Annotated in this window: 22 protein-coding genes; 6 read left to right on the forward strand and 16 right to left on the reverse strand. The window is 27.3% G+C overall.

Annotated features, from left to right (window positions below):
* Positions 1-2: 2 nt before the first annotated feature.
* Positions 3-1,070, reverse strand: coding sequence for a hypothetical protein (locus tag ACJJVK_RS03245; protein WP_215993950.1), 1,068 nt, complete (start codon positions 1,068-1,070; stop codon positions 3-5).
* A 35-nt stretch (positions 1,071-1,105) separates the two neighbouring features.
* Positions 1,106-2,206 (reverse strand): DNA-processing protein DprA, encoded by a 1,101-nt coding sequence (dprA, locus tag ACJJVK_RS03250; RefSeq protein ID WP_405563101.1) that lies wholly within the window; start codon positions 2,204-2,206, stop codon positions 1,106-1,108.
* A 92-nt stretch (positions 2,207-2,298) separates the two neighbouring features.
* Between dprA and ACJJVK_RS03255 the strand changes: the two genes are divergently transcribed.
* The 3 genes from ACJJVK_RS03255 to ACJJVK_RS03265 are packed head-to-tail and all read left to right on the forward strand — an operon-like array spanning position 2,299 to position 4,268.
* Positions 2,299-3,204, forward strand: a complete 906-nt coding sequence (locus ACJJVK_RS03255; protein WP_405563104.1) for an SPOR domain-containing protein — start codon at positions 2,299-2,301, stop codon at positions 3,202-3,204.
* Between the two features lie 48 nt (positions 3,205-3,252).
* Positions 3,253-3,762 carry an acyl-CoA thioesterase gene (locus ACJJVK_RS03260; protein WP_215993953.1) on the forward strand — a complete coding sequence of 170 codons (510 nt, stop codon included), beginning with the start codon at positions 3,253-3,255 and terminating at the stop codon, positions 3,760-3,762.
* Positions 3,763-3,773: 11 nt separating this feature from the next.
* A complete protein-coding gene (locus ACJJVK_RS03265; RefSeq protein ID WP_215993954.1) occupies positions 3,774-4,268 on the forward strand; it encodes a mechanosensitive ion channel family protein in 495 nt (164 codons plus the stop codon).
* A 66-nt stretch (positions 4,269-4,334) separates the two neighbouring features.
* Here the strand turns inward: ACJJVK_RS03265 and ACJJVK_RS03270 are convergent, their stop codons facing one another.
* The 5 genes from ACJJVK_RS03270 to ACJJVK_RS03290 form a co-directional block, all read right to left on the reverse strand.
* A complete protein-coding gene (locus ACJJVK_RS03270; protein ID WP_405563108.1) occupies positions 4,335-4,895 on the reverse strand; it encodes a type 1 glutamine amidotransferase domain-containing protein in 561 nt (186 codons plus the stop codon).
* A gap of 127 nt (positions 4,896-5,022) precedes the next feature.
* Positions 5,023-6,267 (reverse strand): murein hydrolase activator EnvC family protein, encoded by a 1,245-nt coding sequence (locus tag ACJJVK_RS03275; protein WP_405563110.1) that lies wholly within the window; start codon positions 6,265-6,267, stop codon positions 5,023-5,025.
* The gene (locus ACJJVK_RS03280; protein ID WP_405563113.1) at positions 6,267-7,037 is read right to left on the reverse strand and encodes a DUF4292 domain-containing protein; all 771 of its coding nucleotides are present in this window, start codon (positions 7,035-7,037) and stop codon (positions 6,267-6,269) included. Before ACJJVK_RS03280 ends, ACJJVK_RS03275 begins: the two co-directional genes overlap by 1 nt.
* 3 nt (positions 7,038-7,040) lie before the next feature.
* On the reverse strand, positions 7,041-7,952 hold the full coding sequence (locus tag ACJJVK_RS03285) for a tetratricopeptide repeat protein (RefSeq protein WP_405563116.1): 912 nt from the start codon (positions 7,950-7,952) through the stop codon (positions 7,041-7,043).
* A 69-nt stretch (positions 7,953-8,021) separates the two neighbouring features.
* Positions 8,022-9,038 (reverse strand): sugar phosphate nucleotidyltransferase, encoded by a 1,017-nt coding sequence (locus ACJJVK_RS03290; protein ID WP_215993959.1) that lies wholly within the window; start codon positions 9,036-9,038, stop codon positions 8,022-8,024.
* Positions 9,039-9,406: 368 nt separating this feature from the next.
* Between ACJJVK_RS03290 and ACJJVK_RS03295 the strand changes: the two genes are divergently transcribed.
* Positions 9,407-11,266 carry an ABC-F family ATP-binding cassette domain-containing protein gene (locus ACJJVK_RS03295; RefSeq protein WP_405563119.1) on the forward strand — a complete coding sequence of 620 codons (1,860 nt, stop codon included), beginning with the start codon at positions 9,407-9,409 and terminating at the stop codon, positions 11,264-11,266.
* Here ACJJVK_RS03295 and ACJJVK_RS03300 read toward each other — a convergent pair.
* Together ACJJVK_RS03300 and ACJJVK_RS03305 are read right to left on the reverse strand one after the other, a co-directional pair.
* Positions 11,263-11,982 (reverse strand): 3'-5' exonuclease, encoded by a 720-nt coding sequence (locus ACJJVK_RS03300; protein ID WP_215993961.1) that lies wholly within the window; start codon positions 11,980-11,982, stop codon positions 11,263-11,265. The genes ACJJVK_RS03295 and ACJJVK_RS03300 overlap by 4 nt on opposite strands.
* Before the next feature lie 90 nt (positions 11,983-12,072).
* Positions 12,073-14,151, reverse strand: a complete 2,079-nt coding sequence (locus ACJJVK_RS03305) for a T9SS type A sorting domain-containing protein (RefSeq protein WP_405563121.1) — start codon at positions 14,149-14,151, stop codon at positions 12,073-12,075.
* A gap of 184 nt (positions 14,152-14,335) precedes the next feature.
* Between ACJJVK_RS03305 and ACJJVK_RS03310 the strand changes: the two genes are divergently transcribed.
* Together ACJJVK_RS03310 and ACJJVK_RS03315 are read left to right on the forward strand one after the other, a co-directional pair.
* Entirely contained in the window at positions 14,336-15,037 is a 702-nt protein-coding gene (locus tag ACJJVK_RS03310) for a response regulator transcription factor (RefSeq protein WP_215993963.1), read from the forward strand.
* Positions 15,038-15,067: 30 nt separating this feature from the next.
* Positions 15,068-16,108 (forward strand): sensor histidine kinase, encoded by a 1,041-nt coding sequence (locus ACJJVK_RS03315; RefSeq protein ID WP_405563124.1) that lies wholly within the window; start codon positions 15,068-15,070, stop codon positions 16,106-16,108.
* A gap of 66 nt (positions 16,109-16,174) precedes the next feature.
* Here the strand turns inward: ACJJVK_RS03315 and purD are convergent, their stop codons facing one another.
* The 7 genes from purD to ACJJVK_RS03350 all read right to left on the reverse strand — a co-directional run bounded on the left by purD (position 16,175) and on the right by ACJJVK_RS03350 (position 24,744).
* Entirely contained in the window at positions 16,175-17,449 is a 1,275-nt protein-coding gene (gene purD / locus ACJJVK_RS03320) for a phosphoribosylamine--glycine ligase (RefSeq protein ID WP_405563127.1), read from the reverse strand.
* Between the two features lie 90 nt (positions 17,450-17,539).
* Positions 17,540-18,892, reverse strand: coding sequence for an exopolysaccharide biosynthesis polyprenyl glycosylphosphotransferase (locus ACJJVK_RS03325; RefSeq protein WP_215993966.1), 1,353 nt, complete (start codon positions 18,890-18,892; stop codon positions 17,540-17,542).
* Positions 18,893-19,099: 207 nt separating this feature from the next.
* Positions 19,100-19,870 carry a glycosyltransferase gene (locus ACJJVK_RS03330; RefSeq protein ID WP_405563131.1) on the reverse strand — a complete coding sequence of 257 codons (771 nt, stop codon included), beginning with the start codon at positions 19,868-19,870 and terminating at the stop codon, positions 19,100-19,102.
* A 3-nt stretch (positions 19,871-19,873) separates the two neighbouring features.
* Entirely contained in the window at positions 19,874-21,229 is a 1,356-nt protein-coding gene (locus ACJJVK_RS03335; protein ID WP_405563133.1) for an undecaprenyl-phosphate glucose phosphotransferase, read from the reverse strand.
* The gene (locus tag ACJJVK_RS03340) at positions 21,226-22,347 is read right to left on the reverse strand and encodes a glycosyltransferase (protein WP_405563136.1); all 1,122 of its coding nucleotides are present in this window, start codon (positions 22,345-22,347) and stop codon (positions 21,226-21,228) included. The genes ACJJVK_RS03335 and ACJJVK_RS03340 overlap by 4 nt, the downstream gene beginning before the upstream one ends.
* 46 nt (positions 22,348-22,393) lie before the next feature.
* Positions 22,394-23,578 (reverse strand): O-antigen ligase family protein, encoded by a 1,185-nt coding sequence (locus ACJJVK_RS03345; protein ID WP_405563138.1) that lies wholly within the window; start codon positions 23,576-23,578, stop codon positions 22,394-22,396.
* Positions 23,575-24,744, reverse strand: a complete 1,170-nt coding sequence (locus tag ACJJVK_RS03350; RefSeq protein ID WP_405563140.1) for a hypothetical protein — start codon at positions 24,742-24,744, stop codon at positions 23,575-23,577. Before ACJJVK_RS03350 ends, ACJJVK_RS03345 begins: the two co-directional genes overlap by 4 nt.

Below are 24,744 nucleotides of genomic sequence, written 5' to 3' on the forward strand. Positions count from 1 at the left end.
TGTTAAAACAATTCTTTACTGCTAATGTCTAAATAATTTCGTTTTACAAAAATTAAAATAGTTTCTAAAACTTCGCCCATATTTTTACATTTTTTAAACTCAACATCACCCACATAATCTATTAAATCTTGTTTTAAACGTTCTATATGTTTTGGAAAAGAAATATTATCTTGTTTCATACATCTAATGATGTGCTGAATTCTATCTGGTGAGCTGATCATTCTTTTTGCAATGTAAGATCGTTCTTCAATTTTATACTGATTTATAGAGCTGTTCTGTAATTTTTTACCAACCATTTCTACCATTTTAAAATTCTCTTTTAAGAACTGTAAATTGTACACTTTTAAATTACCTTCAAAAGATTGTTGATCAAAATCTATGGCTCTAATTTTATATACAATATGATCGAAATCGTGAATAGGTGTAATTACATAATTATAAGATCTCATATCACCCAAAAGACGAATAAAACAACGCTCTTTAAACTTCACAAATTCTTTTGCAATTTGCGACTTTTCTGATTCTGTACATTTTGGCAAAAAATTATCGATAAAATCATCACCAGGAATTCCAGAAATATGCTCTTCTATTAAAGTGTCTTTATACACCAAGTAATTCATGGTGTAAGGAGATAAAATGTGCTCTAATTCTAAACCATAAATACGAGAAGCATCAGCCTGTTTTACATAAAAATAGGTAAAATTATCATTTAAAATATTACGAACTTTAATACGAAAAGGTTTAGAATTACCAAACGTACAAAAGTCTATGGCATCTATATTTAAAAAAGGAATGGTATTATCATTACCATCAGAATGTAAAATGGTGTAAATCTTTTTTAAACTTAAATCAATTTCATTTCTATCCCATTCAGAATAATAAGTTCTTACCCAAAGTGTGTCTTCATCATTCTTATCAAACACAGTTACTGAGCCCTGAAAACGCAATAAATCGTTGTACAAAATACTAATTTTAGTACTTCTGTTGTGTTTTTTTAAAAACGCTGTTAGTAACTTACTAACAGGAAAAGTAGGTTTTTTTTTAGATATTAATTTTTGATTATCAGCCATAAATTCTGTGGTATTTTACAAAAATAGGGATTAAATTAGACGATTTCAAACATCTTACCAGGTAAAGGCTTTGTAACACCTTTTAATTCCATTTGTAATAAAATTGATGACAATTGAAAAATAGGAATATTACATTCTAAAGAGATTACATCTAGAACTTGAGCTCCTTTTAGGTGTAATAAATCGTAGATTTTTTGTTCACTTTCATTCAAATCAATAAATAATTGTTTTTGAATTACTATAGGTTGTTCTTTAATATCCCAATTTAGCATTTTAATAATATCTGATGCAGATGTTAACAAATGTGCATTATTATTTTTTATTAAATTATTGCAACCTTTACTATAAATATCTGTTGTTCTTCCTGGCACTGCAAATACATCTCTATGATAAGAATTTGCAATATCTGCAGTTACTAAAGAACCTCCTTTAGATGCACTCTCTACAATAATTGTTGCTTTAGAAATACCTGCAACAATTCTATTTCTCTTTAAAAAATTCTCTCTTAAAGGTTGTTCTTCACTCCAAAATTCTGTTAAAAAACCACCATTTTCATTTACTTCATTAATATATTTTTTATGCACTTTAGGGTAAATTTGCTCAAAGCCATGAGCCAAAACAGCAATAGTTTGCAAATTATTTTTTATAGCTGCTTTATGTGCACAAATATCTACACCATAAGCAAAACCACTAACAATTATTGGGTTATATTCTGCTAATTCAGTAATTAAATTATTTATAAAATCTCTTCCATAAGAACTCATATTTCTGGTACCAACAACAGATATTATTTTATCATTTTCTAGATTGATGTTACCATCTCTAAAAAACAAAATAGGGCTATCAATACAATTCTGAAGATTTTTAGGATAGTTTTTATCTAAAAAATAAGTGTACTTAATATTATTTTTTAAAATATAATCGAGTTCTTTTTCTGCAAGTAATAAATTTTCTTTGTCAAATAAATGTTTTAATGCATGAGCTCCAATACCATTTATTTTTTCTAAAATTGATGTTTTTTCATTGAAAACTTGCTCAACATCACCTACATTAACTATTAATTTTTTAGCCAAAATATCTCCTATAGCTTTGCTTTTTTGTAAGCGTAAAATGGCTAATAATTTTTCTTCTTTCAATAGAACTCAATTTTAAATACAATATATAATTTTTTACTGATATTTTTTTGAAATAATTTAATTTATAAAATAAATATTCTACTTTTGTATTTATGAATTTAGCCAACTATATAAACGATTTACTATACAGATACGATTGCGTAATTGTACCTGATTTTGGAGGTTTTGTAACTAATAAAATAGGTGCAAGTTTAGATGAAAACACGCATATGTTTTATGCACCTTCTAAACAAATTACTTTTAATAGTCATTTAAAAATAAGTGATGGTTTATTGGCTAACTACATTGCTTCTTCAGAAAATATTTCTTTTGAAAAAGCTTCTAATGCAATTACTTTATCTGTAATTAGATGGCAAAATGAATTACAATCTAAATCTTTAGAGATTGGTGCTATTGGTGCTTTATCTTTAAACGATAATGGTCAAATTATTTTTGAACCAAACAGTACAGTAAACTATTTACCAGAATCTTTTGGTTTAACTACAGTTACAAATTCAGCAGTAAAAAGGCATCAAGAAATTGTAAAGCCTTTGGTACCTATTGTTAATAAAAAAGAAAGAAAAGGAATACCTACATTTATTAAGTATGCTGCTACAGCTGCAATTTTATTAACTTTAGGTTTTACAGCTAATAATTTTTATCAACAAGGTAAACAAGAAACCATACTTGCTAATCAGCAAAAATCTTTAGAGAAAAAAATACAGACTGCAACATTTGTAATTTCTAACCCTTTACCAACTATTGAGTTAAACGTGGTAAAAGAAGCTGCAAAACCATATCATGTTGTTGCTGGTGCTTTTCAAATTAAAGAAAATGCTCAGAAAAAAGTTGATCAACTTAAAAAACAAGGGTTTAATGCCAGTATTATTGGTGTTAACAAATGGGGTTTAACTCAGGTTGTTTTTAATAGTTTTGCTGATAGAAATGATGCTATAAATAATTTGTATAAAATACAAGCTACTGCATCTAAAGATGCTTGGTTATTAGAAACAAAATAACTTTTATTTAGGATACTATCCTTATATCTTTGCAGAAATTTTAAAAGAATGGAAGCAAAAAAATCTATAGAATCTTTAACTGTACTTACAGATTTAGTTTTACCTGGAGACACTAATTATTTAGATAATCTTTTTGGTGGCGAATTATTAGCTAGAATGGATAGAGCTTGTAGCATTGCTGCCAGACGTCATTCATCTAGAATTGTAGTTACTGCTTCTGTAAATCATGTTGCTTTTAGTAAGTCTGTACCTGTAGGTAGCGTTGTTACTATAGAAGCAAAAGTTTCTAGAGCTTTTAACTCTTCTATGGAAGTTTATGTTGATGTTTGGATAGAAGACAGACAATCTGGTAAAAGAACAAAAGTTAACGAAGGTATTTATACATTTGTTGCTGTTGATGAAACAGGAAAACCTGTACAAATACCGAGCTTAATACCAGAAACAGATTTAGAAAAAGAACGTTTTGATGGTGCTTTAAGACGTAAACAATTAAGCTTAGTTTTAGCTGGTAAAATAAAACCAAATGAAGCTACTGAGCTAAAAGCTTTATTTAGTTAAAAATAAAAAAAATGGAATTCTTAAATCATTTTAAAATTTTAGAGTCTTTTATTATTCTTATTTTAGGCTTTTTCATTAGGTTACTCGTAACCAACTCTTTAAAGAAAATTCAATTAAAATTCGGTTTTCAACAAGCAAGAATAATTGTAACGAATAAAATAGTTTCTGTACTAATTTACATTACTTTAATTGTTGTTATTGCTTTTATTTGGGGAGTTGATGAAAAGCAATTATTAATTTACATCTCTTCATTTTTAACCATTTTAGGGATTGCCTTTTTTGCACAATGGTCTATTCTTTCTAATATTACAGCAGGTTTAATTTTGTTTATTAATTATCCTGTAAAAATTGGAGATACAATTACAGTACTAGAAAAAGACAATAACATTACTGGAAAAATATTAGATATTGGTGTGTTTTTCATCACTTTAAAAACGCCAGAAGGCGAATTAATTACAATACCTAATTCTGTAATTATTCAGAAAAACATTCGTTTTAAAGCTTAAAATATCTTTAAAAAAGAAAAAGTGCAATTAAAAATTGCACTTTTTTTTATTGACAATAATTAAATATTATGCCATCTGCTCTTCGTGTTTACCTTCGTAAACCTCTTCTACTAATTTATCATTAAATGCAGGTAAATCATCAGGGTTTCTACTTGTTACTAAACCAGCATCTACCACAACTTCTTCGTCTGACCAATTTGCACCAGCATTAATAATATCTGTTTTAATAGAACTAAAAGAAGTTACATTTCTACCCTGTAAAACGTCTGCTTCTGCCAATAACCAAGGTGCATGACAAATAGCTGCAACAGGTTTATGATTATCGAAAAAAGATTTTATAAAACTAATTGCGTTTTTATCTCTTCTTAAAATATCTGGATTAATAACTCCACCAGGAAGAACTAACGCATTATAATCTGCTTGTGTAACTTCGTTTAAAGTTTTATCTACTTTATAAGCTTTACCCCAATCTCCATTGTTCCAAGATTTTATTTCACCTTTTTCTAGTGATACAATTTCTACATCTGCACCTGCTTTTTCTAATGTTTTTTTTGGTTCTCTTAATTCACTTTCTTCAAAACCATTTGTAGCTAAAATTGCTACTGTCTTTCTATCTAAATTTTCCATTTCTATGTTTTTAAGATTCATACAAAAGTTAATACTTTATTAACTCATTTCAAATTTATGAATGATTAAAACCATTGTTTAACTCATTAGATTGTGAAATTGACACAAATACTATTTTAAGAAAATTTTATCTTTTTAAAATCCAAGAAGCAGGATTTAAACGTGTTGTATTTTTAAATAACACAAATACAAGTTTTGTTTTTTTAGAAACTTTGTCTGTAAAAATTCTACCAATATCTTGGCCAACCTCTATTTTATCGCCTTTTTTAACAAAAGAGTTTTCTAAATTATTATAAGAAGTTATGTAGTTTCCATGACGAATTAATACATTTTTTGTACCTCCAGAACCCACCAAAATATTTAAAACTTCACCTTTAAAAATAGCTTTTGCATTGCTACCATTACTTGTTACAATATGTAAACCTGTTCCGTTTATGATAATTCCAGGAAAAGTTGGGTGTGGTTGTTTACCAAATTTTCTAACCACAATACCTTCTTTTACAGGCCAAGGTAACTTACCTTTATTAAGCTCAAATTTAGCTGCTAAAGCTTTTGCTTCTGGAGTTAATATAAAACTACTGCTCTTTTTAACAACTGTTTTATTTGTTTTAGATTTACTTTTACTTAATGCCAATCTATTGGCTTTAGCAATTTCTTCTTTAATAATTTTATCTATTCTAGCAGCAACTTTTCTCTCTTCTTTAGCATTTCTTTGAATCTCTCTTTTGTATTTACCTTCTTTCTTTTTGATTTGAGAGATTAAACTTTCTTGATTCTTTTTATCAGACTCAATTTCATTTTTTTGATTTTTTTCAACCAAAATTAAAGTGTCTTTTACTTTCTTCTGATAAAACAAAGAATCGTTTAATTTTTTAATAAAATTTGCTTGAACCTGAATTTGTTCGCCTTGTTTTTTTCTGAATTGTGTATACTGTTTGGTGTATTCTAATCTTTTATAAGCTTGATAAAAGTTTTGCGAAGACAATAAAAACATTAATCTACTTTGTTGTGATTTACTTTTATATGATTTGTAAATCATCTCTGCATAATCTGCTTTTAAAGCTTTTAATTCTTTATTTAGCTTTGTGATTTTTCGCTCATTTCCATTAATTTCGTTCGTTAAAAGCTTTGCTTCTAAATTAATTGTATTAATTAACTTATTACGAACATCAATTTTTCGGTTGATGTCTTTTAAAGCTTCTAAAGCATTTTTCTCTTTTTTAACTTCATTAAAAAGCAATTTGTTTAATTTTAGAATTTCAGATTTATACTTTTTTCGCTGATTTTCTAACTGCTTTCTAGTTTGACTAAATGCAGAGAAATTCATCAGAAAAACTAATGATAAGAGAAGATAATACTTTATAAACTTCATTAAAAAGATAACTTTTTATAACCTTTTGGTACACTAAAAGACATATTTACGTCTTCATTAAAAATAACAGATTTGTATTCTAAATCTATGGTTGTTAGCGATTTTTTATTCTTTGCTTTAATATTTATCCCTGTAGGGAAAACAACTTCATCAATTAAACTATAAGAAGGGTATTTTACATCTAATCGTAAATCTTTTTCTGTATTTATAATGGTTTGTTCATCTAATTTAAAATGTGCAGGGTTTATATTAAAGAAAACATCAAACAATGCTGCTTGTTTTTCTGGAGATAAAACATACCTGTTATTAACAATTTCTACTTCTTGATCTTCTGCTCTAACATCCATTAAAGATTGCCCTAAAAACAAATTCTGTAGCTGTTCAAAGTTAATTTCTACACCTAGTAATTCTTTTATCATAGAAAAATCGCCCTCAAAAGAATTTTTAAGTAAAGACGAATAATAACGTACAGAAGTTGGTGTAATTTCTGCTTTAAAAACCGTTATAAATTTGCTTCCTTTTAACCAAATTACTTCGTCTTTTTTCATTTTCATGCTAACAGATAAACTTTGCTTTGTTTTTCCATTATCAAAATTCATCTTTAATTTTGCATCAATTGTATTTTTATCAAAATTAGCAGCAACATGTTTTTTTGCTACTTTTCTTGCTGAAATACTTTTGGCTGTTGCAGTTGCATCAATCATGTTTTTTGTTGTTTTACAAGACGTAAATATTATTGTAAAAAAGAGAATGTATTTTATAAACTTCATGTATTAACTCTTCAATTTATTAGCTTTTTGCTGGTATTTATTTTCTTCTTTTACATTGCCTAAACCTTTATAGGTTTTTGCAAATTCATTATAAAAATCTACTTCCATTTTATCTTCTATTACAAAATCGATACCATTTTGTAAAGTAGTTAACGCATTTTTATAATTTTTCTGATTATTTAATGCTTTGGCTTTCATTAAATATACAAAAGGTTGTGCAGGAAAAAGTGTAATTCCTTCTTCACTAAACTTTAATAACTCTAATGGTTTATCTGCAGATAACTTTAAAATCTTTTCTAATACTTTATAAGATTTATCTGTTTTAAATTGATTGATTAAACCAGTTATATCTGTAAGGTTTTCATCTTTTTTTTCAGGTAACTTGGTATTCTCTAAACTATATTTAATTCTTTTTAATCTAGAAGATAACATATTATCCTTTTCTAAAGAATTCATTAAAGCAAAAGCTTTTTGATATTGTCTATCATACAAATAAAGTCTTACTAAAAACTCTTTTTCTTTAGGATTAATAGCTATTATTTTTTGCTGATTTTTAATCGCTTCTTTATAGTTTTTCTCCTTTTGGTTTATTTGAACCAAGTGCTTTAACATCCAAAGATTATTTACATCTTTAGCTAAAGCTCTGTTAATATATTCTTTGGCTAATAAAGTATTATTGAGTAATAAATAATTCTTAGAAAACTCAAAAAAAACTGCAACATCATTAATTAAAAGTTGATTACAATTTTCTAGGTTTTCAATAGCTTTTTGATGATTTCCAATCGATTTTTCTGATAATGCTTTAAAAAAATAATGCTGAAACTTTAATTCTGCTTCTTCAGTTAAATCTTCTTTTTCAGGTATACTGTCTTGCGATAAAATATCAACAGTAATTAGCATAAAGAACAAAGACAAAAGAGACAACTTTATGTTTGTAAAGTGCCTCTTATTATTAATATTTATTTTCTTTATGCTAGACATATATTATGTTAACTCTGTATAATCACCAATACTTACAGAGGTAAATTCGCCATTATATTTTGCGTGATTACCAATCATTGCATTATCTAAATTAGCATTAGAAATGTCTACATTCTTTTGAATTAAAGAATTAACAATTGTAGAATTATTTACTAAACTATTAGAACCAATAGAAACATATGGGCCTACTTTAGAATCTCTTAAAACTACGTTTTCTCCTATATAACAAGGCTGAATAATTTCTGAATTTTGTAACACAACATCATCAGAAACTAAGTTAACACCAGCTTCATGCTCAAACGAAAGAGTTTGTTTGTTAGTATCTACAGTTGGGTCTTTTTTACCACAATCCATCCAAGCATTTACAGTTCCAGGTATAAATTTTGCACCTTGTTGCTTTAAAGATTCAAGAACATTGGTTAATTGGTATTCGCCATTTTCTTTTAAATCATTATCTATTAAATGCTGAATTTCTTTTAAAACTTTTTCACCACTTTTAAAATAATAAATACCAATTATTGCTAAATCTGATACAAATTCTTTTGGCTTTTCTATAAAGTCTGTAATTACACCCTCTTGTAACTTAACCACACCAAAAGCACTTGGGTTTTCTACTTGACTAACCCAAATTGCACCATCTGCGTTTACATCTAATTTAAAATCTGCTTTAAATAAAGTATCTGCATAAGCAACTACACATGGCCCACTTAAAGATTCTTTTGCACAATAAATAGCATGTGCAGTACCTAAAGCTACATCTTGCACATATACAGAACCTTTTGCACCTAATTCTTTTGCAATTTTTAATAATTTTTCTTCTGTATCTGCAGGAAAACCTTTGGCTCTACTACCTATAACAAATGCAATTTCTTCTATTTCTTCATCTATTACAGAGGCAATATCTTCTACCAATCTTTGTACAATAGGTTTACCAGCTATTACTGTTAGCGGTTTTGGAACTGTTAAAGTATGAGGTCTTAAACGAGAACCAATACCAGCCATAGGGACAATAATTTTCATATAATATTTTTTAGTTAAACACTACTGCAAGATAACATTAATTAACAGATACTAAAATTGTTTTTTATTCTAAAAATCTCTTAAAATATTTTAGAATTGTTAACTCTCTCCCCATTTATAGGGAGGCTTCCCCCCATAAATAGGGAGGCAAAAATTTCACCATAAATAGGGATTGACAGATAGCTTTATTTCATTTAGATTTACAGTGTAGAAATAGATAAATAATCTTGTCCCCCAATTAGTTATTTATTTTTACACATAGATAGAAAATAGATAAATAATCCACCCCCCTTTGTTGTTTATTTTAAATGATGTAAAAAACCCAAGTTAACTCTTGGGTTTTTTGTTTCTTTGCAAAAACTTAAATCGTGAATTACCTTTCTGTAGAAAATATCTCTAAATCTTATGGAGAACGTGTTTTGTTTCAAGACATTTCTTTTGGTATTAGTAAAGATCAAAAAATAGCATTTGTTGCCAAAAACGGAACAGGTAAAACATCCATTCTAAATATTATTGCTGGTTTAGATACTGCTGATGAAGGCCAAGTAGTTAGTAGAAAAGATATTTCTATAGCATATTTAGCACAGAGTGATGATTTAGATCCAAATTTAACCATTGAAGAAACCATTTTTGCTACAGATAACAAAATACTTTCTATTGTTAATCAGTATGAAAAAGCATTAAAAAACCCAGAAGAAGCAGAAGCTTACCAAACTGCTTTCGATTTAATGGACCAATACAATGCTTGGGATTTTGAAACACAATACAGACAAATTCTATCTAAATTAAAATTAGACGATTTAACTCAGAAGATTTCATCGCTTTCTGGTGGACAGAAAAAACGTCTTTCTCTAGCTATTGTGTTAATTAGTAAACCAGATTTATTAATTCTAGATGAACCAACAAATCATTTAGATTTAGAAATGATTGAGTGGCTAGAATCATTTTTTGCCAAAGAAAAGATTACACTTTTTATGGTTACTCACGATCGTTATTTTTTAGAACGCGTATGTGATGAAATTTTAGAATTAGACGAAGGTAAAATCTACAAATACAAAGGTAACTACTCTTATTATCTACAAAATAAAGAAGAACGTTTAGCCCTAGAAGCTACCAATTTAAGTAAAGCCAAAAGTCTGTTTAAAAAAGAATTAGACTGGATGCGTAAACAACCAAAAGCTAGAACTACAAAATCAAAGTCTAGAACTGATGATTTTTACGCAATTAAAGAAAAAGCGCATCAACGCAGAAAAGATCATTCTGTTCAATTAGAAATAAATATGGAACGTTTAGGAAGCAAAATTCTTGAACTTCACAAACTGCATAAATCTTTTGGAGATAAAGTAATTTTAGATGGTTTCGATTACGTTTTTAAACGAGGAGAACGAATAGGAATTATTGGTAAAAACGGAACAGGTAAATCGTCTTTTTTAAATATTCTTACACAGAAAAGCCCTGTTGATGCTGGTAAAGTTGTTATTGGCGAAACTATTAAGTTTGGTTATTATACACAGGCAGGAATCAACGTAAAAGAAGGACAAAAAGTAATAGAAGTTATAAAAGAATTTGGTGAATACATCCCTTTATCAAAAGGAAGAAAAATTTCTGCTTCGCAACTTTTAGAACGTTTTTTGTTTGATAAAAAGAAACAATACGATTTTGTAGAAAAACTTTCTGGAGGTGAACAAAAACGTTTGTATTTGTGTGCTGTTTTAATTCAAAATCCTAATTTTTTAATTCTGGATGAGCCTACAAACGATTTAGATGTTGTTACCTTAAATGTACTCGAAAACTTTTTGTTAGATTATCCTGGAAATTTATTGGTTGTTTCTCACGACCGTTATTTTATGGATAAAATTGTGGATGCTTTATTTGTTTTTAGAGGCGATGGTGTTGTTGAAAACTTTCCTGGAAACTACTCAGATTTTAGGGCTTATGATAATTCTACAGAAAAAGAAGTAGAAAAAGAAAAGCCTGTTGTAAAAAAAGTAGAAAAGAAAACTACTAAAAGCAGCTTAAGTTTTAACGAAAAAAGGGAATTTGGTGCTTTAGAAGCAGAAATTGCAAGGTTACAAAAAAGAAAAGACACCATTGAACAACAGTTTGTAAACGTAGAAATTGCTGCAGATGATATTCAGAAAAAATCTGAAGAGTTGCAAGAAATCATTATTACTTTAGAACAAAAAGAGGAACGTTGGCTTGAAATTTCTATGAAATTAGAAGATTAATCTACACTAACAATATTTTTTTCTTTTACTAATTCTTCATTATTAAAGCGTAATAATATTTGTGCAACTGCAACTGTGTCTTTTTCGCAATACCTAACAATTCTTTCGATATCTTTTTCTTGGTAATAAACTTTGGCTACTTCACTACCATCAATATCATCTTTTGGTGATGGCACTCCTAAAATAGAAGTTAGTAGTTTTAAGGAAGTATAATGCTTGTAATCGCCAAATTTCCATAATTCTAGCGTATCTAAATGCGGAACTTCCCATGGTTTTTTACCAAATAAATTCAGTTTTTTAGGTAATTCTATTTGATGTACAATCATTCGTCTCGCAATAAAAGGAAAATCGAATTCCTTACCATTATGAGCACATAAAATATTTGTTTTTTTAGCAAAGTGTTTGTCTAATAAATCTTTAAAATCAATTAGAACCTTATTCTCATCATCACCATAAAAAGAAGTTATTCTTAGTTGTTTTTTGTCTTCTACATCTACAAAATAACCAACAGAAATACAGATTATTTTTCCGAATTCAGCCCAAATTCCTGCTTTTTCATAAAACTGTTTTGCTGTAAATTCATCTTTACGTTGGTATTGGGTTTTCTTATCGAACAATTCTTGAGTTGTTTTAGAGACGTTTTCCCAATTTTCTTCTTGTGGTACTGTTTCTATATCTAAAAATAGAATATCGTTTAATTTATAGGTAAGATTCATAGCTTTATTCCTTTTTCATTTCTATAAATATAATAAAAAAGAAAAAGCTCTGAATAAATCAGAGCTTTTAAAATTTCAAAAAATTTGTTTTTATTTAATCACTAACTTGCTAGTAGCAATTTTAGTACCTTCTGTAACTTTTAAAATGTATAATCCTGATGCTATTGAAGAAACATCAATATTAGATTTTGTTGCAGAAAAGCTAGTAGATAAAACTTGTTTACCTAATACATTAAAAATAGCAACTTCTTTTTTATCTGTACTATTAGTTGTAATTGTAAAACGACTATTTTTTACAGGATTTGGATATGTTGCAAAACCTTCGATTTGGTTATTTTTAACTGAAGCTGTTACATTATAAGTACCTAAAGGAAAAGGAGTAGTTGCAGTTGCATTATTTGTTCCCTCTTCTAAACCATCTACTCCACTGTAAGTCCAGTTCGAAGATGTAAAAGTTGTTCCTTCTGGTCCTGTATTAGATTTTCTGTAAGCCCAACCATCTAAATAATCATAAGCTTCTCCAGAAAAATCATTATTAACATCACCATAAACATCAATAATTTGACCATTTTCATACAACTCTATTGCATCATCTCCGTTAATAGTTAAAACTCCTGAAGTATAAGTTGGATTCATACCAAAAAATGCATTAAAGTTTGTTTCTTCAGTAGAAATATATATAAATGTACCAGCTGTAACTGCATCATCTGGAAAAGAAAACTCTACATTACCAGCAGTAGAACCTTGACCATTTGTTACAGAACTCACTCCGTAAACACTTAAATCTGAAATATCTTTTAAAACATAAATTTCTACACCTTTAGGAGTACCTCCTGAAAGAGATCCATCATAAATACCAGATATTACTAAACTATTCGTATTTGCACCATAAGAATTACCAACAACAGAAAAAGATTTATCGTCAACAGTAATAGAAGTTATAAGAACATCTCCAGTATAATTACCTTCTGATAATCCAGCTTTTAAACGCATGTATATGGTAGTTTCATCAATTGAACCAGAGTTGGGCGTTAATGTTACAGAAGAATCAAAACCAGAACCTGTTGTTAAAGAAACTTCAAAGTTTGTTGGTGCTGTAACTTTTAAATCTCCTAATAAAAACAAAGCTTCAACTGTAAAAGTTTGTTCAGCTGAAGGCAATCCATCAGCAATAGAATAATTAAAATCATCTAAATAAGCTGTATAATAAAACTGAGGATCTGCAGGACTTACAACACCTGTTAAAGTACCAGTGTTATTTACTGCACCTGCAGAAGACGCTACAGCATCTCCTGTATATGTATTTACAGACAACCCTGCTGCAAGCCTTAAATATACTGTTGCAGAAGCAATACCACCTGTTTGAGGAATTGAAGCAGAACTACCAAAACCAGTACCAGATGATAAAGAAACCTCGAAGTTAGCTGGCATTTGTAAGTTAATATTATCTGTTAAGTTTTCTCCTGAAATTACAACAGTTTGTTCTTCTGAAGGACCATAACCTTCGAAATAATCGAAACTAGAAGTTGAACCAGTTACTGTAATAGTTGGAGTTGTAGAAGCTATTTCTGAATATGTACCTACAGGAAATACTGATCCACATTCACCATTTGTTCCAGTATCATCAGACTTATCACAACCATCTAATGCATTTACACCACTAAAAGTCCATTCAGAAGCATCAAAAGTTGTACTTGGACCTTTACCACTATCTCTATAGGCCCAACCATCTAAATGATCCCAATCTGTATTTGAACCATCTTCACCTATTCTACCTAAAAGATCCACAATTGTACCATTTTTATATAATATAATTGTGTCATCACCATTAACACTAGCTACACCATCTTCATATTGAGGTGTAACTCCTAAATATTGTGTAAAACCAGCTGAAGACCCAGTATTACCTAGATAAATATAAGTACCTGCTGAAATATTATCATTAGGAAAAGTATACTCTTCACCTGCAGCATCAGCTCCATTGGTTGTACTTTCTAAACCGTAAATACTTAAATCTGATATATCATTAACTGCATATAACTCAAATCCTTTTGGAAAACCTCCTGGCAAAGGACCATCAATTACTCCTGTAATTAAAAAGTCTTGCCCAAAAGACAGTAACGTAAAACTAAAAGTTAATAATAATGTAAAAAAGTAATTTTTTTTCATGTTTGTTTGTTTTTGAATTAAAGGGATAAATTTAATAAATTTTATTTAGTAATGGTAAATATGTCTGATTATGTTATTGTTAAATGCTAATATTAATATTTAGGTTACAATATTAAATCATTGTTAAGAAGCTGTTATTATAATAGAATTATGAGTATTTTTGAATTTTATCAGATAAAATATTATGAATAAAAAAGATATTAAAATCTTATTAGTTGATGATGAGCCAGATATTATTGAGATTATTGGTTACAATCTAAAAAACGAAGGCTATCAAATATTTACAGCCGCAAATGGTTTAGACGCCGTAAAATCTGCAAAAAAAAATATACCTCACCTAATATTATTAGATATTATGATGCCAGAAATGGATGGTATTGAGGCTTGTGAAAAAATTAGAAAAATTAAATCTCTAGAAAATGTAATAATTGCTTTTTTAACTGCAAGAGGTGAAGATTATTCTCAAGTTGCAGGATTTGAAGCAGGTGCAGATGATTATATTACCAAACCAGTAAAACCAAAAGTTTTAGTAAGTAAAATAAAATCTTTACTAAGAAGACTAAAAACTGAATCTGAGACTGAAGATTCTCTTAAACTTGGTGATATTATTATTGACAGAGATGAATATGTAGTTTATAAATCTGGCAAAAAAATTGCACTACCAAGAAAAGAGTTTGAACTTTTTTCGCTTTTAACATCTAAACCTGGTAAAGTTTTTAAAAGAGAAGTTATTTTAGATACTGTTTGGGGTAATGAAGTTGTTGTTGGTGGCAGAACAATAGATGTGCATATTAGAAAACTTAGAGAAAAAATTGGTGATAACCATTTTAAAACCGTTAAAGGTGTAGGTTATAAATTTGTTTTGTTAGAAGACGAAGGTCAATAAAAAATAATTAAGAGTTAAATACTAGAATTTTTGAAACTAAAAAAAACATACTCTTATGCTTTATGGTCGGCTATTTACCTAACCTTGCTTGCGGTTGTAATTTCCATGATTTCTTATTTTATAATTAGTGAACATTTAGGTATTACCACAATCTTAATTTCTTCGATTGTATTATTTATTATTTCTTTTTTTATTATTCAATACAGAGCTGAACATTTTATTTACAGAAGGTTAAAAAAATTATATCAAGAAGTTTCTATTTTAAATGTAAATGATTTAAAAAGAGAATCTGCAACTACAGATATAGAAAAACTATCTAAAAGTATGCAAAAGTTTGTTGAAGGTAAGCGACTAGAAATAGAAAGCTTAACAGAAAGAGACTCTTTTAGACGAGATTTTTTAGGCAATGTTGCTCATGAATTAAAAACACCCTTATTTACTGTACAAGGTTATATTCTTACCTTAATTGAAGGCGCCATTAATGACAAACAAATACGAATGAAGTATTTAGAAAGAGCTAATAAAGGTGTTGAAAGATTGGTTGCTGTAATTAAAGATTTAGATATGATTGCTAAATTAGAAAATGAGGGAACAAAATTAGATGTAGAAGTATTTAATATCTTAGAGCTGATTCAGAATGTTTTTGATTTGTTCGAAATGAAAGCCAAAAAAAGAAACATCACTTTAACTTTTGATAAAACTCATGAATTTCCTGTTTTTGTAAAAGGCGATATAGAAAAAATTGAACAAGTATTAATTAACTTAGTTGTAAACTCAATTAAATATGGAAAACCTAATGGAAAAACTTACGTTAGTGTTCAAGATTACTCTGAGAAAAAATTTATAATTAAAGTTGTTGATAATGGTGAAGGAATTAAAAAAGAACATATTTCACGATTATTTGAACGTTTTTACAGAGTAGACCAAAGTAGATCTAGAGAGCAAGGTGGCTCTGGTTTAGGCCTTTCTATTGTAAAACATATTGTTGAAGCCCATGATGAAAACATCTTACTAAAAAGTGTTTATGGTGAAGGTTCTGAGTTTTCTTTTACACTCGAAAAAGCGAGGTAAAGAAATATATACATCTTCTGATTTATATAAAAACAATTTGAATGTTAGCTTAAAGCTTTTTTTTTGCTAAACTAAATCAAAACCAATATCTTTTCTGTAATTCATTTTATCGAAATTAATTTTATCAATGCTTTTGTAACTTTTTTGTAAAGCTTCTTCTATAGTATTTCCAAAAGAGGAAATAGCCATAACTCTACCTCCGTTTGTAACAACTTTATTGTCTTTTATCTTAGTACCTGCATGAAAAACAATTGAATCATTAACGTTATCAAAACCAGTTATTTCTTTTTCTTTTTGATATGCCTCTGGATATCCACCAGAAACTAACATTACAGTTGTTGCAGTTTTATCTGTAACAGAAAAAGATTTTTGATCTAAAGTTTGATTTGCAACACCTTCAAATAAATCGAATAAATCAGACTCTATTCTTGGCAATACAACTTCAGTTTCTGGATCTCCCATTCTTACATTATACTCTACTACAGAAGGGTTACCATTATCATTCATTAAACCTATAAAGATAAAACCTCTATAATCAATTCCGTCTTTTTGTAAACCAGCAATTGTAGGTTTAACAACCAGTTCTTCAACTTTATTTAAAAATGATTCATCTGCAAAAGGTACAGGAGAAATTGCACCCATACCACCAGTATTTAAACCAGTATCTCCTTCACCAATTCTTTTATAATCTTTTGCTGATGGTAAGATTTTATAATTTTTTCCATCAGTTAAAACAAAAACAGAAAGTTCTATTCCTTTTAAAAACTCTTCAATAACCACTGTCGATGATGCTTCTCCAAACTTTTGATTTGACACCATTTCTTCTAATTCTGCTTTAGCTTCATCTAAAGAATTTAAAATTAAAACTCCTTTACCAGCAGCTAAACCATCTGCTTTTAACACGTAAGGTGGCTCTAATGTTTCTAAAAATGTAAAACCTTCAGTTAGATTATCTTTAGTAAAAGATTGATACTTTGCTGTTGGTACATTATGCTTTTGCATAAATTGTTTAGAAAAATCCTTACTACCCTCTAATAAAGCTCCATCTTTTTTAGGACCAATTACAGGTATGTTTTTTAATTCTGCATCAGCTAAAAAGAAATCATGTACACCTTCTACTAAAGGCGCTTCTGGCCCAACAACTACCATATTAATATTATTCTGTAAAACAAGATCTTTTACAGCTATAAAATCAGTAGGATTGATATTAATATTTTTTGCAATTTTATCTGTACCAGCATTTCCTGGGGCTACAAAAAGGTTGCTAATTTTATTGCTTTCAGAAAGTTTTAATGTAAAGGCATGTTCTCTACCTCCAGAACCTAAAATAAGTACATTCATTTGTTGAGTGGTTAAGTCTGCAAATATATTTAAAATGTTTAGAATTCTACTTTTGAGAGAAGTACATTTTAATTTTAGTTTACTTTTTATTTAGTAAGCTTTTTCTTCTTTAAGAAAAACATTAAAAAATGTTTGAACAATTATTTTAATATCTAGAAAGAAAGACCAATTTTCTATGTAAAAAATATCTAATCTTACTCTATTTTTAATATCAGATTTTTTAATTACTTCTCCTCTATAGCCGCTAATTTGAGCAAGACCAGTAATACCAGGCTTTACAGAGTTTCTTACCAAATAATTTTCTATTTCGTTGGTATATTTTTTTGTTTGAATATTCATATGTGGTCTTGGACCAACGATACTCATATCACCAAAAAGAACATTAAAAAATTGTGGCAACTCGTCTAAACTAGTTTTTCTTAAAAATGCACCAACTTTTGTTATTCTTTTATCATTTTTAGATGCAGAAACTTTATCAGCATCATTATTAACCGTCATTGACCTTAATTTAAAACAAGAAAACTGACTACCATTAATTCCATCTCTTTTTTGTTTAAAAAACAAAGGCCCTTTAGAATCAATTCTTATAATTATCCATAAAATAGGTAATAGCCATGAAAGAATTGTAACACACACAATTAGTGAAAAAATAATATCTAGAATTCGTTTTGAAATGTGTGTTTCTACTTTCTCAAAAGGAAGTGGTTTTGGTTTTAAAACAGGAATTGTACCAAAATATTCTAAAATAAAATCTTTTCTATAGATCGCTTTATTTTCTGGTAGAATTCTTAGTTCAAGGTCTTTTTCTTCAGCAAATTTTCTAATTTTAGTAAGTTGATTTGCAGTAATCTCTGAAGGATTACAGTAAATTTCATCTACCTCTTCATTTTTAAGGTATTTAAACCCCTTTTTTACTGCTCCTAAATATTCTTGTGATTTGTATTCTGAATTTGAGAAAAAACCATTAAAACGATAACCAAAATCGTTTTTAGAATGAAATAAATCTTTTAATTTTTTTGCTGAGTTAATTCCACCAAACAAAACAATAGATCTATGGTCTTTACCTTCTGATCTAAACTTTCTAAGTATATAGAAAATAAAAAACTTGAAAAAAGTTATAAAAGATAAAATTAATAAGAAAATAAAAATCTGATTACCAACAACTTCCCCTTCTTTAAATACAGAAAAATAACTTAGATAAGCAAGACCAAAAACAAAAAATTGCGACATTAAAAGGGTAATAATAACCCCAACTTGTGTATACCTATAAACGTTGTAAAACTTGGTATAATAGGTTGTTATTAACCAAGAAATAATAATGTAGGTAAGAAATGAAGTATTTAAATAGTCTTTAAATGAAGTTGTAAAAATAATTGAACATATTAAAAATAGATCAATTAAGATTACTAAAGGCTTTATATAAATGGATTTCCTTTGTTTCAATTCCTTATTTTTAAGAAGTTAGTCTAACATTTTTTTAATGTTATAAATTAATGTTAAACAGACTGCTAATATTATAATTTAAAAGGATAATAAAAAATAAAAGTGAAAAATAATTGAATTTTAAACAAAAAAAAGTAAAAAAAATAAAATTAAACTAATAAAAACCTCAAATATTATTGATAATTTATTTTAGAAAAATATAATTTTCTATAAACCCCATTTATAGAAGTATTTAATTGCAGATATAGTATGTCTGAAAAATAATTTCATATCTCTAGAGGATCCTTGTTTTAATACGTGTTTAATTTCTTCTTTAGGAAAATAAAGCTTTCTTTTTCCTGATTCATCTATTTTTTTACAAATATCTACATCTTCCATATACAAGAAATAACGTTCATCAAAACCTTTTAATTTTACATAATCATCAGTTTTGTAAAGGTGAAAACAACCTGCAAGGTAGTCTGCATAAAAAGGATTGGTTAAATCTTTGTCTTGGTATTGCCCTTTAAACACTTTTGGTTTTAAAATGGGTTTAAAAATTGGAAATCTTCTAGCAATGAGTTCTAAAAACTGTGGATATCTTCTACAAGAATATTGGTGTTCTCCATTTGGGAACAACACTTTTGGAGCAATCATCGCTAAAGATTCGTCATTTTTTAATTCTTGAATTAAATTAGGAATGACAGTTTTTTCGAAATAAACATCAGGGTTTAAAATTAGATGAAAATTGGATATATTCTTAATTTTTTCTATTACTACATTATGACCTGCTCCAAAACCTATATTTTCTCCAATTGCTATGTATTCTATTTCTATATCATTAAAAACTCCTTGAAACAGTTTTTCACTTGTATTATCAATTAAATATAATTTCTTGGTTAATGGAACGCTTAAAAAGGATTGTATTGTTTGTGACAGCTCTTCTAAATCTTCATTATAAAGGACAATTGATACTGTTAGTTCTAATTTCTCTTTCATTTTTTAATATGCTTTTTCTTCTCCTTTAAGAACATTTAAAACAGTCTGAATTATAATTTTAACATCTAAAAAAAAAGACCAATTTTCAATATAAAAAATATCTAATCTTACACGGTTTTTTATATCAGATGCTTTTTTTATTTCACCTCTATAGCCGCTTATTTGAGCTAAACCTGTTATGCCTGGTTTTACCACATGTCTTTTCAAATAATTATCTACATCTTTCTGATATTCTAAGGACAAACTTTCTAAATGTGGTCTAGGCCCAATAACACTCATGTCACCAAACAATACATTTATAAATTGAGGTAGCTCATCCATACTCGTTTTTCTTAAAAAAGCTCCTATTTTGGTTACTCTTTTATCATTCTTAGTAGCATGAACTTTATCTGAAAAATCATTTATTCTCATAGATCTGAATTTATAACAAATAAATTCTTCACCATTTAAACCTTCTCTTTTTTGTTTAAAAATTAATGGTCCTTTTGATTCTAGCTTTACTAAAACCCAAAGTATAGGCATTAACCAAGATAAAATAAAAACACAAATAAATAAGGAAAAGAAAATATCAAAAATTCTTTTAATGTATAAATTCTGAGTAAAATCGAATGGTAATTTATTAACATTAATTACCATTAAAGTATCATCATAGTATTCTACACTTTGATTCTTACTGTATAATTCTATGGAATCTGGAATTAATTTTAATACTATATCTTTTTCAGTAGCAAACTTGTTAATTTCATTTATTTGTTCTTTTGTATGTTCTGATAATGACAGATAAATCTCATCAACTTCATTTTTGTTCACATACTCAAATACTTCATTAAACTTACCTATTTTTTTTTTGTTTTTGTATTCTTTATTAGAGAAAAAACCTAAATAGTTATAACCTAAATTAGTTCTACTTTTAAACAACTTTATTACATTTTTTGCTGATTCATCAAACCCTAAAACTATAGTAGATCTTAAATTATTTCCTTTTGATCTATATTTTTTTAGAAGTATAAACCAGAAAAATTTATTCACTATTAAAGAAGCAGTAATTACTGATAAAATTAAAAATTGATTATTAACTATTTCTCCTTCATTAAATAGACCATAATATGCAAAATACCCCAAAAAAAACAAAAAAAATTGTTTTATAATTAGAGAAAATAATCTGAGAATTCTAGTATGTCTATAAACCTTGTAATAACTAGAAATATATGATGTTACACACCAAAATATTGTTAAATACAACAGAAAATAAAAATTAAGATATCCTTTATTATAAAGAAGATAAACTATTATGTTAGTCAATAAAATATCTACAATTAATTGTAATGGTTTTATTAAAAATGAATATCTTTTTTTCAATTATTTTTTTTTAAGAAATTATTCAATGTCGTTTTAAAATTTTCAAGAAAGAACATTTCTTCAAAATTCTTTGAATAATCTCTAATCCATTTTGGATCAAATTTATCTTCAACTGAAATAAAATAATTCAAAGAATTTTGCAAAGAAAAAACATTTTGTTCTTTAAAAAAAATTCCTGATGATTTAGATACATTTTTTTTGTTTTCAATAACTGTTTCTAAGGCTCCTCCTTTTTTAAAGGCTATAACAGGAACTCCTTGAGACATTACTTCTAAAGGTATCATACCAAAATCTTCTTCTCCAGGAAACAACAAGGCTCTAGAATTTTGGATATAAGACTTTAGTTCTGAATCTTCTAAAAAACCTTTAAATTCAATATTGTTATTCGCTTTTTTACTTAACTTCTCTTTTTCTGACCCATTACCTATTATAATTAACCTCTCTCCATTTTCATTAAAACAATCTACCAATAAATCTATTTTTTTATAAGGTGTTATTGCTCCAAAACTTAAAAAATATTTTTTATTATTTGATACAATTAAATCATTATTAAATAGTTCTGAAGATATTGGTGGATAAATAACAGCTGCTTTTTTATTATAAAATTTCTTAACTCTTAATGCTACATTTTTAGAGTTTGCTATATAAAAATCAACATTATCTTTTGTACTATAATCCCATTTTCGTAATCTTTTAAATAAGAATTTTACCAATGGCCTTATTAAAGGATTTATACTATTTAAATACTCATCTGTATATCCCCAACAATACCTCATTGGGCTATGAATGTAACATATGTGTTTTGCATTATTATTAATTAAGACTCCTTTTGCTGGTCCTGATTCTGAAGATATTATTAAATCATAATCATCTTTTAATTTTAACGAGTTTACAGCATTGGGGTATAAAGGAAAAATTTTTTGATAATATTTTCTAAAAAATGGTGTATTATATTTTGAAGTATAAATTTTATGCCCTTTTAAGTGATCTCCATATTGTTCTTTATCATAAAAAAGGGTATAAATATCTGCTTGTGGGTATAATTTTAAAATTGATTCAACTACTTTTTCTCCTCCTCTACGTGTAATAAACCAATAATGTATAATTGCTACTTTCATCTGTTTACATTTTAGTTTAGAAACTTAAAAAATATAAAAATCATTATTATTTAAAAAAAGAAATCCTTTTTTTATCATTCGATATATCTTGATAAATTAAACTCACAAAAAAAGAAAATAGAACAATCCCTCTAAATCTTTCCATTAAAGCTTCTGTAAAGCATTGAAGAAGAAAAAATAAAATAAAAGCTAGTCCCAGATAAGCCTTACCCCTGTAAAAAACTACAATTAGTCTAAAAGTTATAATTAGGAATATTACAAGCATAATTATACCCCCAGAAACAAAATAGTCTAAATATTGATTGTGTGCATTGGTATAAAGCACACTATTCCCTATTTTTTTTTGTTTTTCTATCAATTTTTCACGTCCTTTCTGCATTCCATGACCTTTTAAATATGATTCCATACCTAATTGATATGAAGTCTTGAATATATAAATTCTCGAATCATTTGAAATATTGTAGAATTTATTTTTTACAGAACTTTGAGAACTCAAAATTATTATAAGACTACAAATGGATAAAATAAAGATTAAATATCTCTTATTAATTCGTTTCTGAAAAAGTTTAAACACCATAAATAACCCATAAATAGAAAAGCAAATTATTGACATTCTAGAAATTGATAGAAAAGTAAATATAAGAAATATCATCATAGATAACTTAACAAACTTAACCCATTTCGTATTTAATGAATTTGAATATATGAGATAATGACCTGCTATAAAACCTATAAATAAGTATAGTGATAAGTAAATATGATGAAAACCAACTCGTTCAGAAATAATATGAAAAAAATAAAAGATTCGATAGTTATTATAATGTTCTTCTAATTTCCATAAATTTAAATAGTTATTTAAAACAAATTGTAAAACAAATTCATAAATAAAAAGAAATATTAATGAACATAATAGTAACAAAACAAAACTTTTTAAAATAAGTAAAATTTCATTTTTTTTAAGCTTTCTAACACTAAAATATATAGGAAACAAGAATAGGGTTAAATCTCTATCCCAACCACCAATAGGATCTCTTAATTTCATTAAAATTAGGGTAGCATAAAACAGCAGGACAACTGGATTAAAAAATGTCTTCCACTCTAATTTTTTGATAAAACTTTTCCCTGACAATATGATTTCTACAATAAAAAAAAATATTAACAAAAAATAACTTAATCTTTCAAATGGAAAAACCAAAGCTAATGATAATAAAATAAGATTTATTTTTCTCATTTACTATCTTCTGTTATTTTACTTGTAATAATATAGGAACTTGAAAACCACAAAAATAAACAGACAGGAATATATAAATAAGCTCCGTCAATAAATGCTACAATTAAGTAGGTTAAAACACCAATTCTTAATTGTTGCTGATTTTCATTTAAGTTTTCAATACCCCTTTGAAAACTTAAAATAACAGGGGTGAATACTTGTAGCACAAAAAAAAGTAAACCAATTAACCCCATTTGTTCTAAAATATCTTTGTAGGTCATTTCGCTAATTCCATAAAAAACTTTACCATTAAAAAAAAGAGACAGAGCTATTCCATTTCCCTTTAACCTTCCTCCTAAAGAAGGATCAAATATATAGCTAATATCTCTATCTAAAACAAAGACCATAAATAAAAAAATAGTTAATAGAACTACTAATCCAATATAAAGCATTTTCACTATATGTTTTCTATATGAGATGATTTCATAAATTACCAAACCTGCCCATACTGTTCTTGATAATGTTAATACCATTGCTATTTTCAATAAAATTTTATGATTTTTATGATTTTTTGCAAATGGAAGTAAAAAAAACATACATAAACCGAAAATATTACCATTTGCATAAGTTGATACTAACTTAAAAATTCCATTACCTCTATTATTGTGTTTAGAGTTTAAAAGACCATAATCTTTAATATTTACTGTTAAATAAGGTATCTCAAAAGCTACCCCTGTTTTTATTTTATAAATAAAAAGAAATATTCCAAAAAGACTTAAAAATAAAATACACCTGAGTATTATTTTACTAAAAAAAGCATTGTTTTTTAGAATATACTTTAGAGTTTTATCAAAGAATAATAAAAAAATAATTGGAAATATAACGAAATTTAATATTGCCGAAAACAGATAACCAATTGGTGGGTATTCTTCTACATAAAATAAATATGCTATAAAATAAAAAATAAAAGGTAAAATACATATAAATGCTTGCGCTTTTAGCTTATTTATTTTTTTTATTGATAGCCCTTTAATTAATGAATAACCAATAACTAAAAAAATAATAATATAGCCCCAAGTTATTGGAGTATTGGCTATTGCTACTCCTCCTTTAGGTAAAGCTACATTAAACACAATAGCTAAAACAAGAATTGTTTTAGCTATTGTATATTTAGTTTTTATTCGCAT

This window comes from Polaribacter sp. Asnod6-C07 (genome assembly GCF_045063625.1).
GTDB lineage: Bacteria > Bacteroidota > Bacteroidia > Flavobacteriales > Flavobacteriaceae > Polaribacter > Polaribacter vadi_A.

Coding starts and splice junctions, on each gene's coding strand:
- ACJJVK_RS03290 (WP_215993959.1), bottom strand. CDS start 9,038: ATGAAAATTATTGTCCCTATGGCTGGTATTGGTTCTCGTTTAAGACCT.
- ACJJVK_RS03300 (WP_215993961.1), bottom strand. CDS start 11,982: ATGAATCTTACCTATAAATTAAACGATATTCTATTTTTAGATATAGAA.
- purD (WP_405563127.1), bottom strand. CDS start 17,449: ATGAATGTACTTATTTTAGGTTCTGGAGGTAGAGAACATGCCTTTACA.
- ACJJVK_RS03305 (WP_405563121.1), bottom strand. CDS start 14,151: ATGAAAAAAAATTACTTTTTTACATTATTATTAACTTTTAGTTTTACG.
- ACJJVK_RS03245 (WP_215993950.1), bottom strand. CDS start 1,070: ATGGCTGATAATCAAAAATTAATATCTAAAAAAAAACCTACTTTTCCT.
- ACJJVK_RS03265 (WP_215993954.1), top strand. CDS start 3,774: ATGGAATTCTTAAATCATTTTAAAATTTTAGAGTCTTTTATTATTCTT.
- ACJJVK_RS03280 (WP_405563113.1), bottom strand. CDS start 7,037: ATGAAGTTTATAAAATACATTCTCTTTTTTACAATAATATTTACGTCT.
- ACJJVK_RS03275 (WP_405563110.1), bottom strand. CDS start 6,267: ATGAAGTTTATAAAGTATTATCTTCTCTTATCATTAGTTTTTCTGATG.
- ACJJVK_RS03255 (WP_405563104.1), top strand. CDS start 2,299: ATGAATTTAGCCAACTATATAAACGATTTACTATACAGATACGATTGC.
- ACJJVK_RS03270 (WP_405563108.1), bottom strand. CDS start 4,895: ATGGAAAATTTAGATAGAAAGACAGTAGCAATTTTAGCTACAAATGGT.
- ACJJVK_RS03340 (WP_405563136.1), bottom strand. CDS start 22,347: ATGAAAGTAGCAATTATACATTATTGGTTTATTACACGTAGAGGAGGA.
- ACJJVK_RS03310 (WP_215993963.1), top strand. CDS start 14,336: ATGAATAAAAAAGATATTAAAATCTTATTAGTTGATGATGAGCCAGAT.
- ACJJVK_RS03260 (WP_215993953.1), top strand. CDS start 3,253: ATGGAAGCAAAAAAATCTATAGAATCTTTAACTGTACTTACAGATTTA.
- ACJJVK_RS03330 (WP_405563131.1), bottom strand. CDS start 19,870: ATGAAAGAGAAATTAGAACTAACAGTATCAATTGTCCTTTATAATGAA.
- ACJJVK_RS03350 (WP_405563140.1), bottom strand. CDS start 24,744: ATGCGAATAAAAACTAAATATACAATAGCTAAAACAATTCTTGTTTTA.
- ACJJVK_RS03345 (WP_405563138.1), bottom strand. CDS start 23,578: ATGAGAAAAATAAATCTTATTTTATTATCATTAGCTTTGGTTTTTCCA.